Annotated in this window: 12 protein-coding genes; 3 read left to right on the forward strand and 9 right to left on the reverse strand. The window is 68.6% G+C overall.

Going from position 1 to position 11,967, the window contains the following annotated elements:
- Positions 1 to 43: 43 nt before the first annotated feature.
- The 3 genes from AC5RVV_RS04040 to AC5RVV_RS04050 all read right to left on the reverse strand — a co-directional run bounded on the left by AC5RVV_RS04040 (position 44) and on the right by AC5RVV_RS04050 (position 3,985).
- Positions 44 to 1,156 (reverse strand): NADH:flavin oxidoreductase/NADH oxidase, encoded by a 1,113-nt coding sequence (locus tag AC5RVV_RS04040; protein WP_494000110.1) that lies wholly within the window; start codon positions 1,154 to 1,156, stop codon positions 44 to 46.
- Entirely contained in the window at positions 1,157 to 2,116 is a 960-nt protein-coding gene (locus AC5RVV_RS04045) for a tetratricopeptide repeat protein (protein WP_494000111.1), read from the reverse strand. It lies immediately after the preceding gene.
- Positions 2,117 to 2,194: 78 nt separating this feature from the next.
- A complete protein-coding gene (locus tag AC5RVV_RS04050; protein WP_494000112.1) occupies positions 2,195 to 3,985 on the reverse strand; it encodes a DUF8094 domain-containing protein in 1,791 nt (596 codons plus the stop codon).
- Between the two features lie 322 nt (positions 3,986 to 4,307).
- Between AC5RVV_RS04050 and AC5RVV_RS04055 the strand changes: the two genes are divergently transcribed.
- Complete coding sequence (locus AC5RVV_RS04055; protein WP_494000113.1) at positions 4,308 to 5,645, forward strand: AI-2E family transporter; 1,338 nt, start codon at positions 4,308 to 4,310, stop codon at positions 5,643 to 5,645.
- Positions 5,646 to 5,652: 7 nt separating this feature from the next.
- On the opposite strand, the gene AC5RVV_RS04060 is transcribed toward AC5RVV_RS04055, so the two are convergent.
- A complete protein-coding gene (locus AC5RVV_RS04060) occupies positions 5,653 to 5,979 on the reverse strand; it encodes an Rv1322 family protein (RefSeq protein ID WP_494000114.1) in 327 nt (108 codons plus the stop codon).
- A gap of 99 nt (positions 5,980 to 6,078) precedes the next feature.
- Between AC5RVV_RS04060 and nucS the strand changes: the two genes are divergently transcribed.
- Complete coding sequence (gene nucS, locus AC5RVV_RS04065) at positions 6,079 to 6,774, forward strand: endonuclease NucS (RefSeq protein WP_494000115.1); 696 nt, start codon at positions 6,079 to 6,081, stop codon at positions 6,772 to 6,774.
- Positions 6,775 to 7,096: 322 nt separating this feature from the next.
- Complete coding sequence (locus AC5RVV_RS04070; protein WP_494000116.1) at positions 7,097 to 7,300, forward strand: cold-shock protein; 204 nt, start codon at positions 7,097 to 7,099, stop codon at positions 7,298 to 7,300.
- A gap of 104 nt (positions 7,301 to 7,404) precedes the next feature.
- Here AC5RVV_RS04070 and murA read toward each other — a convergent pair whose 3' ends face one another.
- The 5 genes from murA to AC5RVV_RS04095 form a co-directional block, all read right to left on the reverse strand.
- Positions 7,405 to 8,685: a UDP-N-acetylglucosamine 1-carboxyvinyltransferase gene (murA, locus tag AC5RVV_RS04075; RefSeq protein WP_494000117.1), complete on the reverse strand. Its 1,281-nt coding sequence runs from the start codon at positions 8,683 to 8,685 to the stop codon at positions 7,405 to 7,407.
- Positions 8,686 to 8,789: 104 nt separating this feature from the next.
- Positions 8,790 to 9,221 (reverse strand): DUF2550 domain-containing protein, encoded by a 432-nt coding sequence (locus AC5RVV_RS04080; protein ID WP_493989254.1) that lies wholly within the window; start codon positions 9,219 to 9,221, stop codon positions 8,790 to 8,792.
- Positions 9,222 to 9,227: 6 nt separating this feature from the next.
- The gene (locus tag AC5RVV_RS04085) at positions 9,228 to 9,524 is read right to left on the reverse strand and encodes a F0F1 ATP synthase subunit epsilon (protein WP_494000118.1); all 297 of its coding nucleotides are present in this window, start codon (positions 9,522 to 9,524) and stop codon (positions 9,228 to 9,230) included.
- A gap of 5 nt (positions 9,525 to 9,529) precedes the next feature.
- Positions 9,530 to 10,993 carry a F0F1 ATP synthase subunit beta gene (gene atpD, locus AC5RVV_RS04090; RefSeq protein ID WP_494000119.1) on the reverse strand — a complete coding sequence of 488 codons (1,464 nt, stop codon included), beginning with the start codon at positions 10,991 to 10,993 and terminating at the stop codon, positions 9,530 to 9,532.
- 59 nt (positions 10,994 to 11,052) lie between these two features.
- Positions 11,053 to 11,946 (reverse strand): F0F1 ATP synthase subunit gamma, encoded by an 894-nt coding sequence (locus AC5RVV_RS04095; RefSeq protein WP_494000120.1) that lies wholly within the window; start codon positions 11,944 to 11,946, stop codon positions 11,053 to 11,055.
- Positions 11,947 to 11,967: the final 21 nt, after the last annotated feature.

Genomic DNA, 11,967 nt, shown 5'->3' on the forward strand with positions numbered 1-11,967 from the left:
CACGCTAACAACCGGGGGTTCACCGGGACGTCATCCGCAAGGACTAATATTTCTCCGCCACCGCGGCACGCTCGTATTGCGGCGCCCACGCCAGTTCGTGGCCCAGTTCGACGGCGGCGCGCTGCCACCAGTGCGGGTCCCGCAGCGCCGCCCGGGCGAGCAGTACCGCGTCCGCCGAGCCTTCCCTGATGATCGCGTCGGCCTGCGCGGCCGTGGTGATGAGTCCGACGGCGCCGGTCGGGATGCCCGCCTGGCGCCGGATGGCGGCCGCGAAGGGCACCTGGTATCCCGGCCGCAGCGGGATGTTCGCCCCGTGCACCGCGCCGCCGCTCGAGACGTCCACCAGATCCACGCCGCGGGCGGCGGCCTGTTCCACCACGTCGGCCACGGCCTCCGGTTCCAGCCCGCCGTCCGACCAGTCGGAGGCGGAGACGCGGAGCAGCAGCGGCATGGCGTCCGGGATGACGCCGCGGACCGCCTCCACCACCTCCAGCAGCAGCCGGGCACGCCCGGCCGCGGTACCGCCCCAGCCGTCGGTGCGGGTATTGACCAGCGGCGAGAGGAACTGGTGCAGCAGGTAGCCGTGGGCGCCGTGGATCTCCACGGTGTCGAAGCCGGCCCAGACGGCACGTGCCGCCGCGTCGCGGAAGTCCGCGATGACCCGCCGGATGCCGGCCTCGTCCAGGGCGTCCGGCGCCGCGTAGCGGCCAAAGGCGGCAGCCGTCGGGCCCACGGTCCGCCAGCCCCCCTCGGCGGGCGGCACCGAGCCGGACTTCGGGGCGAAGGGCGCGTAGGTCGACGCCTTGCGCCCGGCGTGGGCCAGCTGGATCCCGATCTTGGTGTCCGCCGAGCCGTAGCGGTGCACGAACTCCGTGATCCTGCCCCACGCCTGGGCCTGGTCGTCGGTCCAGATGCCGGTGTCCTCGGGACTGATCCGGCCGGCCGCGTCAACCGCTGTCGCCTCGGTGAGGATCAACGCGGCCCCGCCGGCGGCGAACTGGCCCAGATGCATCAGGTGCCAGTCGTTCGGCGTCCCGGGCGCGTCCTCCCGCCGCACCGAGTACTGGCACATCGGCGCCACCCAGCCGCGGTGCAGGAGCTGAAGACCGCGCAGTTTCAGCGGCTCGAACAGGCCGCCGGCCACAGCCTGCGCCATTTAGAAGAGCGCCCTGGCCAGAGCCTGGCGTGCCTTGGACACCCGCGGGTCGGTGCTGCCCACCACGTCGAACAGTTCCACGAGGCGGGCCCGGGCGGCCTCCCGCTCATCCCCGGCGTGGCGGCTGATGAAACCCACCAGGCGGGCGAAGGCGTCCTCGACATGGCCGCCCGAGACGTCCAGGTCGGCAACGGCCAGCTGGGCCTGCAGGTCGTCGGGCCGGTCGGCGGCAGCGGCCCGCAGCCCGGCCGCATCGGCCCCCTGCAGCCGCTGCAGCAGCTGGACCTGGTACAGGCCGGTGCGCGCCTCGTCGTCCGCCGGCTGCTCGGCCAGCGCCTTCCGGTATGCCGCAGCGGCGCGATCAAAGTCGCCGGCCTCGATGGCCTCGAACGCTTCCTGGTGCAGCGGCGGCAGCGGCTTCTCTTCCTCGGCCGGGGCATCCCCCGCACCGGGCGCGGTGCCGGTGACGCCGTTGGCCTGTGCCACCTTGAGCAGCTCGTTGACGAATTGCCGCAGCTCGTCGGCCGTCGCCGCCCCCTGGAACAGCGGGATCGGCTGCCCCTTCAGGAGCGCCACGGCGGCCGGCACGCTCTGCAGCTGGAAGGCCTGGGCGATGCCGGGACTGGCATCGACGTCGACCCGGGCCAGCACAAAGCGGCCGGCGAACTCGTTCGCCACCTCCGCCATGGCGGAGGCCAACTGCTGCGCCAGGTCGCTCCATGACGCGGTCAGTTCCACGATCACGGGGACCTGTGCGGACAGCTGGACGAGCGGCTGGAAGCTCTGCTCGTTGACCTCGACGATGTAGCCCGGAGCTTCGCCTTCACCCGCTGCCGGCGCGCCAGCGGCCGGCATGCCTCCCGCCGGCGGCTGCGGCTTTTTCAGCGCGGACAGGTCGACGGCGCCGCGGAGGCTGACGGAAGACGGCGCGGGGCCCTGTCCTGGAGTTGGAGTGGTCATGACATCACACTAATACGTCTCGGTCGACGCCCGGAATTTTGCCCGACCGAGCCGGCGTCGCGGCCCGGTCGGCCGGGGCTACTTCAGCTCGGCGTCCACCAGGCCCTGGGCGACGCCCACCAGGGTGAGCCGGTCGTCGGAACCGGCCGGCGGCACGTACAGGAAGACGGACTCGCCGTAGGTCACGTCCACGCCTTCGGTGGTGGAGTCATCCCCTGCCAGCGCCGCGAACTCGGGCGAGAGTTCCACGGTGGCGCCGGCCTCGGCCGGCACGCTGCTCATCACCGACTCCATGTGGCCAAACACCACGGCGCCGCCGTCGGCGGTGCGGAGCGCCCGCAGCGAGCCGTCGTCGACGCTGCGGCTGAAGGAGATGTCGGCGTTTTTGTTGGATTTCACCTGGTCTTTTTGGAACGCCTGGATCTGCTCGGAGAAGGTGTTCTTACCGATCGCGTCCTTGTGCTTGCCGTCGTCGAGGTTCTCCGCGACCATTTTCACCGCCGCCTGCGGCGCGTGCAGCAGGCCTTCCCCGTCGTCCGGCGCCACGGCCGGCGTCCCGCCGCTCTCGGTGGAGACCTGCGGGAAGGTGGTGCCCGGCAGCATCTGGAGCGCGCCCACCATCCGGTAGTTCGAACGCGGATCCTGCTGCACCAGCACGATCACCTGCGGCACCGGATTGTCCTCGCCCTCCGTGACCGTCACGACCGTCCGCGGCCAGTCGGCACTCGTGCTGACCATCGAGGTCAGGATCGGCCCGGCAGCCACCGGGACGGGAGCCGCAGCCTCGCCGTTTTCGGCCCGAACCTTGTAGTTGGCCTCGCGGACGGTCAGGGCGGCACCGGCGACCCGCGGCTTCAGCTTGCCGGAATCCCGCGCCGAGTCCGCGTCGGAGACCGCCTTCGCCACCGAGTCCATGATCCGGGTCAGTTGGCCCTCCAGCACCACCGGGTGGCCGGCGGCTTCCCCTGCGTCCTGGGACGGGGCGGCCGGAGAGGCGGCGTGGGCGGGAAGCACGGCGCCGGAGGCCAGGACCACGGCCGCTCCCGCAGCGGCGGCTGCGCGCAGGCCCAGCTTCGGGCGTTCCATCAGGGAACGGCGGCCCGGTGACCGCTCGCCCTGTTCGGGCTTTTCCAGACCCGCGCCTCCGGGCACGGCCTGGCCGGGACGGCCGGCCGGAACACTGCCGCCCCGCTGAGCCAGCGGTGCCGTTTCCGGGCCGCCTGCGTTCGGCCGGCCGCCGCCGCCCCGGGGATCGGAGTCGCCGCCGGGGACCGGCCGGTTCGGGCGGCGGGACACCACGGCCATCGCCACGCCGAGCACCAGCAGCAGGGCTCCGATGATCATCAGGGCCAGCGACCACGGCACGGAGGTGTCGTTCGGCCAGGTGACGGTCACCGTCGTCGGCGCCGGCTCGGTGCCGTCCGCGGCCAGCAGAATGGACCACTCGCCGTCGGCCGGGGCCAGCCACCGGTGCTCAAGGCTGCCCTCGGCCTGCTGCTGGCTCACCCACAGGTCGGAGCCCGCAGGGTTCGGCACCTTGGCCTCGCCCTCGGTCACGGTCCCCTGCAGTTGCCCGTCCTCGATGCCGGTCAGGGAGGTGTGCGCCGCCTCTCCGACCCAGGCCTCGACGTCGCCCGCTCGGCCGATGACCAGCAGGAACTCGCCGTCGGCCTCCACCGAAACGTCCACTTCTTCTTCGTGGACACCGAAGACTTCCGGTTCGATGACGGTCACGGGTGCGGTTGCATCGGCTGCCGTGTAGGTGGCCGAGGCACGCTCGGGCGGCGCCCACACGGTCCGCTGGGCGATGCCCAGCGCGATGGCCAGCAGGCCGATCACCATCAGGGCCACTGAAATCTTAAAACGCACAAAAATACCAATCGTCGATCGCTGCAGGAGGGAAGGGCCGCAGGGACGCCCAAGCCTCCAGGGCCGGCCGGGGTGCCCGCCATCGGTCATGCTTTATAACCCTATGGTAACGAACCCTCTCGGCCGTCCGTGCGCGGCCGTACCGCGTGGTCCGCCGCGGACCGCCTTTTGCCCTTTTTGCCGTCGGCATCCGCTGCCACACCATACCGGACTGGTAGTCTTTCGCTCAGAATTGCCCCTATCCTGCGCCGTTGTTGCTTAGCGCGTGACAAGTGCGCCCGCCCGCTGCTTCAGCGGCTGCAGGCGGAAGAGAGGATGCTGCGTGAGCGAACCCCGGGATGCTCCCACGCCCGCCGCCGGCAACGGATCGCCGGCCGAGGGCCAGCCCGCCGACCTCGCGGCACCGGCCCCGGATCCCGCCGCGCCGGCCACGGATCCCGCCGCGACGGCCGGCTCTCCGGCCTCGGCGCCGGTCATGGCGGCTCGCCGGCACGCCGTGCTCGGCGCCCTCGGGCGCCTCGGCGCGTCGATGCCCCGCGCCCGGCCGCGCGTCCGCTTCCAGATGCCGCCCGAGGACGATTCCCCCGCCGCCGCCCGCGACGGCGCCGCAGGCACCGACTTCTCCCCCGCCCGGCACCCGATCCACTTCGGATTCATGGCCACGGTCGGCGTCGGTTTCGCGCTGCTGCTCTACTTTGTGCTGACCAACGTCGGTGAGCTGCTGGCGTGGATCGCGGCGGCGCTCTTCATTGCCCTGGGGCTCGATCCGATCGTCCGCTGGCTGGAAAGCAAGGGGCTGCCGCGTCCGGCCGGCGTCATCATTGTGGTGCTGATCCTGGCCGGGCTGATCGCCGCGTTCATCTCCACGCTCATCCCGACCATCGTCAACCAGACCACGCAGATCGTGGCCAACGCTCCGCGCTATGTCGAGGACATCCTGAACTCGGCCTTCTTCCAGACGATCGATGCGCAGTTCCAGGTCCGGGAGCGCATCGACATCGAACTGGAGCGGTTCTTTGCCAGTTCCGAGAACGTCACGGGCATCTTCGGCGGCGTCCTCGGCGTCGGCAGTGCCGTGCTCCAGGGTGCGTTCGGGGCGCTGATCGTGCTGGTGCTCACGCTGTACTTCCTGGCGTCGCTCCCGGCGCTGAAGGTGTGGGCCTACCGGCTCGCTCCGCGGTCCAAGCGGCGACAGGTGCAGCGCCTGTCCGAAGAAATCACCGGCAGCGTGGGCAGCTATGTGATCGGCCAGGCCTGCGTGGCCCTGATCAACGCGGCGGTGGCGTTTATAGCCATGACCATTGCGCAGGTGCCGTTCACGGCCTTGCTGACCTTCGTCGTCGGCCTGCTGGCCTTCATCCCGCTGATCGGGGCCGTGATCGCCGGCGGGTTCGTCTCGCTGGTTGCCCTGACCGTGGGCTGGCAGCCGGCGCTGCTGTTCGCCGTCATCTACTTTGCCTACCTGCAGATCGAGGCCTACTTCGTCTCGCCGCGCATCATGCAGCGCGCGGTGGCCGTCCCCGGCGCCGTTGCCGTGATCGCCGTGATTGCCGGCGGTTCGCTGATGGGTGTGCTGGGCGCCCTGATGGCGATTCCGGCCGCGGCGTCGGTGATGCTGCTGCTGAAGGACGTCTTCATCGTCCGGCAGGACCGGAACTGAGGCCGGGTCAGCGGTAGCGGAAACTGCGGGTCTGCCAGCAGCGCGGATGCCAGTGCCGCCGCTCGGCCAGCGCCGTCTCGCCGCCGAACAGCGAGTCGGCCTGCCAGGCGACGAGGTGCTCGATCCCCGGGCCGATCGTCCGGTTGCAGCCCGGGCAGGTGTACTCCTTGGCGGCGTTCGACGGGGTGATGCGCCGCACGTTCCATTCGCCGTCGGGCGCGTTCTGGCGCTCCGGAATGCCGGCGCGGGCGCGGTCCAGGTCCAGCTCGTTGGCCCGCGTCCACTTGCTGCTGCCCGCCCCTGAGCGGCGGCGCGGGCGGTTGGAACGGGGCATGCCACCATTCTGCCCCACCGGCGCGGCCCCGGCCGAACCGCGCCCGCCCGCCGCGGCACCGGACCGACCACGCAGCCGGCACCGGTAAAGTGGCCTACTGTGCGTCTTGTCATTGCCCGTTGCTCCGTCGACTACATCGGCCGCCTCCGCGCCCACCTGCCGCTGGCCACCCGCCTGCTGATGGTGAAGGCGGACGGCTCCGTCCTGATCCATTCCGACGGCGGTTCCTACAAGCCGCTCAACTGGATGAGCCCGCCGGCGAATCTCCGGGTGGCGGAGCCGGAGGCCGATGATGCCTCCTCGGGCGTCCGCGAAGTCTGGCACGTCCAGCATGCCAAGAGCGACGACCGCCTGGTGATCAGCATCCACGAGCACCTGCACGAATACAGCCACGACCTCGGCGTGGACCCTGGGCTGGTCAAGGACGGCGTGGAGGCCGACCTGCAGCGCCTGCTGGCCGAACAGATCCACCGCCTCGGCCCCGGCCACACTTTGGTGCGGCGCGAATACATGACGGCGATCGGGCCGGTGGACATCCTGGCCCGCAACGCCGATGGCGGGACCGTGGCCGTGGAGCTCAAGCGCCGCGGCGACATCGACGGCGTGGAACAGCTGACCCGCTACCTGGAGCTGCTCAACCGCGATCCCCTGCTGGCTCCCGTCAAGGGAATTTTCGCGGCCCAGCAGATCAAGCCGCAGGCGCGCGTGCTTGCCGCCGACCGGGGCATCGAATGCCTGACCCTCGATTACGACGAGATGCGCGGCGTGGACGACGCCGACTCCCGCCTGTTCTGACGCTCCGGTGGGCGTGCAACAGCGCCCGCTCTCCTGCCGCTGGTGCCGCGCTCGTGGCCCGCCTGGCGGTAATTAACCCCGCGCCGAACTCTCGCTTAATAAAAGATTGAATTGTTCTTTGTACCGTTGACCGCCCATGGGGCTTATGTGATGCTTAACTCAGTCTTTGTGTAGGTGTGGTTTTCATGCTCGCAAGACGTGTTGCGAGTGTGAAGCTCCACGGCGTCCGGCCCGCAGGCCTTGTCGTTTGGATCTTCCACGGAGTAACCGGGTTGGTACGAGGTGTGCCGGCTTGTTTTTGTTTCACGATGAGGAGATTTAAATGGCACAGGGGACCGTTAAGTGGTTTAACGCGGAAAAGGGCTTCGGCTTCATCACACTGGATGAGGCCGACGGCGACGTCTTCGTTCACTACTCTGAAATCCAGTCGGGCGGATTCAAGACCCTCGACGAAAACCAGCGCGTGAGCTTCGAGATCGGCCAGGGCGCCAAGGGCCCCCAGGCCACCGGCGTCACTGTCATCTAGCTTCGGCTTGGCAGGGCGGGCCGCCCACGGCACCGCAACGCACACAGAACCCCTCCGATGCCTTCGGAGGGGTTCTGTGTTTTCCGGCGTCGGACGTTGCGGCGTCAGGCGGGAAGCTTCGGCGGTCCCAGCCGGACCACGTCTCCGCCCAGTGCGCGCAGGCGTTCGTCGAACCGCTCGTATCCCCGGTCAATGTGCTCGACGCCGTGGATCTCGGTGGTACCGTCGGCCACCAGCCCCGCGATCACCAGCGCGGCGCCGGCCCGGATGTCGTTGGCCTCGACCGGTGCGCCGGAGAGTTGCGGCACGCCCTTGATCAGCGCGTGGTGCCCGTCCAGCCGCACCACCGCTCCCAGCCGGGCCAGTTCGGAGGTGAAACCCCAGCGCGCTTCGAAGACGTTTTCCGTCACCATGCCGTGCCCGTCTGCCACGGCATTCAGCGCGACGACGAACGGCTGCAGGTCCGTGGGAAAGCCGGGGTACGGCAGCGTGGAGACGTTGATCGGCCGCGGGCGCTCCGGTCCTTCCACCGTGAATCCGTCGTCCCTGCTGGTGATCCGGCAGCCTGCCTGTTCCAGCTTGTCCAAAACCACGGCCAGGTGGCCGGGATTGGACCTGGCCACGTCCACGGTTCCCCCGGTGACGGCAGCGGCGAAGGCCCAGGTCCCGGCGACGATCCGGTCCGGCACGGTGCTGTGGCGCACGGGCTGCAGGCTCTCCACGCCGGTGATGACCAGCGTGGGCGAGCCGATCCCTTCGATCCGGGCACCCATCGAGACCAACAGGTCCGCGATGTCGGTGATCTCCGGTTCCCGCGCGGCGTTGTCGATCACCGTCACTCCCCGGGCCAGGGTCGCGGCCATCATCAGGTTTTCGGTGGCGCCGACCGACGGATACGGCAGGCGGTGGCGGGTCCCGTGCAGCCCCTGCGGCGCCTTGGCCACCAGGTAGCCGTGGTCGATGCTGATGTGGGCGCCCATCTGTTCCAGCCCGGCCCGGTGCATGTCCAGGCCGCGGCTGCCGATGGCGTCCCCCCCGGGCAGTGCCACTTCCGCCTGCCGGCAGCGTGCCACGAGCGGGCCGAGCACGGAAATGGAGGCCCGCATGGCGCGGACCAGGTCGTAGTCTGCCTGGTGGGCCGGCGCCTCCGGTACGTCGATGTGGACGCTGGCGGCGTCCACATCGTAATCCACCCCGCAGCCGAGCCGACGCAGCAGTTCCGACATGATCCAGACGTCCTGGATGTCCGGCACATTCGTGATCGTGGAACGGCCCTGTGCCAACAGCACCGCGGCCATCAGCTTCAGGACGCTGTTCTTGGCGCCGGGAACCTCCACCCGCCCGTTCAGCGAGCTGGGGCCATGCACCACGATCACGTTCTCCATGGAAACCATCCTACGGTTGGGGCGGGACTGCGCCGGTTATGAACGGCTGGGCCGGTTAAAGACGGACGGCGCGGCTCCTGGAAGAGCCGCGCCGCAGAGAGATCTCAGCGCCAGGTGCCGATGCCGATCACCGGCCCGGCTTCCAGCCAGGACGAGAGACCCGCATAGACGTCGAAGGTCATGGCCATCGACAGATCCTGTTTTTCGTGCGTGAGCATCACGACGATCGCACCGGGCTGGATCTTGGCCCGCTCGGTTTCGGTCGGCTGCCGCCAGCCCTGCAGTTCCAGCGAACTGCGCCGGAACCGATAGCGCGGTTTGGGGCTCAACGACAACAGGCGCAGCCATTCCAGGTGCGTGTCCGTATAACGACAAACCCCCATCTGCCAGCTGCCGGGCAGCATGGCGATGGAGGCGTCGAAGGTGCCAAGGGCGCGCCGCAGTTGGTAGCGGCGCACCCCGAAGGCGACCAGTGCCAACACCAGCAGCAGGAAGACTGCGGCCAGTATGGCGAACGTGACGTCGAGACCGTTCACCGGCGGCTAGCGGGTTCCCGCCGTAGCCTCGTCGCCCACCGTCGCGTTGTCTGCGACGATGACGACCCGGTTGCTGTCGACCGAGAAAAACCCGCCGTCGACATTCACGTTGATGCGCTCACCGGAGACCGGCTCGATGACCAGCTCGCCGGCGGCCAGGACCGCCAGCACCGGGCTGTGGCCGGGCAGGATCCCGATCTCGCCGTCGCTGGTCCGCGCCCTGACCATTGTTGCCGGGCCGGACCACACGAAGTGGTCGGCGGCAACAATCTCAACTTCCAGTTCAGCAGAAATATTAGCCACAGGCCTTACTTCCCGGTCTGTTCCTGGATCTTGGCCCACTGGCGCTCCACGTCGTCCAGGCCGCCCACGTTGAAGAAGGCCTGCTCGGCGATGTGGTCGAGCTCGCCGTCGCAGATGGCCCGGAAGCCTTCCACGGTGTCCTTGATGGAGACCGTGGAGCCCTCGACGCCGGTGAACTGCTTGGCGGTGTAGGTGTTCTGCGACAGGAACTGCTGGATGCGGCGGGCACGGGCGACGACGATCTTGTCCTCTTCGCCCAGTTCGTCAATGCCGAGGATGGCGATAATGTCCTGCAGTTCCTTGTTCTTCTGCAGGATCTGCTTCACGCGCACCGCGGTGTTGTAGTGGTCGTGCCCGATGTACTGCGGATCCAGAATGCGCGACGTCGAGGTCAGCGGATCCACGGCCGGGTACAGGCCGCGCGAGGCGATTTCACGGGACAGTTCCGTGGTCGCGTCCAGGTGGGCGAAGGTCGTCGCCGGAGCCGGGTCGGTGTAGTCATCCGCGGGGACGTAGATCGCCTGCATCGAGGTGATCGAGTGGCCCTTGGTGGAGGTAATGCGTTCCTGCAGCACGCCCATCTCGTCGGCCAGGTTCGGCTGGTAGCCCACGGCCGAGGGCATGCGGCCCAGCAGCGTGGAAACCTCGGAACCGGCCTGCGTGAAGCGGAAGATGTTGTCGATGAACAACAGCACGTCCTGCTTCTGCACATCGCGGAAGTACTCCGCCATGGTCAGGGCGGACAGGGCCACGCGCAGACGCGTTCCCGGCGGCTCGTCCATCTGCCCGAACACCAGGGCGGTGTCCTTGAGCACGCCGGCTTCTTCCATTTCCACCCAGAGGTCGTTGCCCTCACGGGTACGCTCACCAACACCGGCGAACACGGAAGTACCGCCGAAGTTGCGGGCCACACGGGTGATCATTTCCTGGATCAGCACGGTCTTGCCCACGCCGGCGCCGCCGAACAGGCCGATCTTGCCGCCCTTGATGTACGGGGTGAGCAGGTCGATCACCTTGATGCCGGTCTCCAGCATCTCGGTGGAGCCTTCCAGCTCGGCGAAGTTCGGAGCCTTGCGGTGGATCGGCCAGCGCTCGGTGATCTCCAGCTGGGACGCCTCGACGTCCAGCGGCTCGCCCAGGACGTTGAAGATGTGGCCCTTGACGCCGTCGCCCACGGGCACGGTGATCGGGGACCCGAGGTCCTGGACCGTGGTGCCGCGGACCAGGCCGTCGGTGGCCTGCAGCGAGATGGCGCGGACCATGTTGTCGCCCAGGTGCTGCGCGGTCTCGAAGGTAATGGTGCGGGTCTCGCCGTTGAGGGTGACCTCAGCGGTGAGGGCGTTGTACATTGCGGGGATTGCGTCCGCCGGGAATTCGACGTCGACAACCGGGCCGATGACACGGGCGATACGGCCGGTAGCGCCCGTAGCGACGGAACCGGCTCCGTGCTCGATGGTTTGGGCAGTCATCTTTCTCACTTCTCAGTTTCGATGGCGTGGTTTATGTGTGCTGTTGCTGCAGGGACTTATCAGGACGCTGCCAGGGCGTCCGCGCCACCGACAATCTCGGTGAGTTCCTGCGTAATCTCTGCCTGCCGCGCGTTGTTGCGCAGACGGGTGTACTTCTCGATCAGGTCGGTGGCATTGTCGCTGGCCGACTTCATCGCGCGCTGTCGTGCTGCCAGCTCGCTGGCAGAAGCCTGGAGCAACGCGGCAAAGATGCGCGACTCGATGTAGCGCGGCAGCAGTGCATCCAAAACCTGCTCGGGCTCCGGCTCGTACTCGTACAGCGGCAGCAGATCGGTCTCTGCGGTGGCCTCTTCTTCCACGACTTCCAGCGGCAGCAGTCGGATGACCGCGGGCTCCTGGGTAACCATAGACTTGAAGCGGGTGTAGACGATGTGGAGCTCGTCTACGCCACCGTCCTCATACGGCGTGTTGAAGTCGGAGAGCAGCGCATCGCCGATCTCGCGGGCGGTCGCGAACTCTGGAGCGTCCGTTCCGCCCGTCCAGACCTGCTGGTACGCAATGTTCCGGAAGTCGAAGTAGGCCTGCGCCTTGCGGCCGACCAGGTAGTGGCGGACTTCCTTGCCTTCTCCATGAAGCAGCTCGGTCAGGGCCTGGGCCTGCTTCAGCACGGACGCGGAGTACGATCCCGCCAGACCGCGGTCGGAGGTCAGCACGAGCACGGCGGCCCTGCGGATCTGCTCCGGCTCGGTGGTCAGCGGATGGTCGATCTCGGACTGCGAGGCCACGGCAGAAACGGCACGGGTGATCGCATTGGCGTACGGCAACGAGGCCGCGACGCGGCTGCGGGCCTTGCCAATGCGTGAGGCGGCGATCAGCTCCATCGCCTTGAAGATCTTCCGCAGCGACGAAGTCGATGCGATCTTCTGGCGGTAGACCCGAATCTGGGCTCCCATACTCTTCCTTTCCTCGTCCTC

It is taken from the genome of Arthrobacter sp. MDT2-34-1 (genome assembly GCF_059091365.1).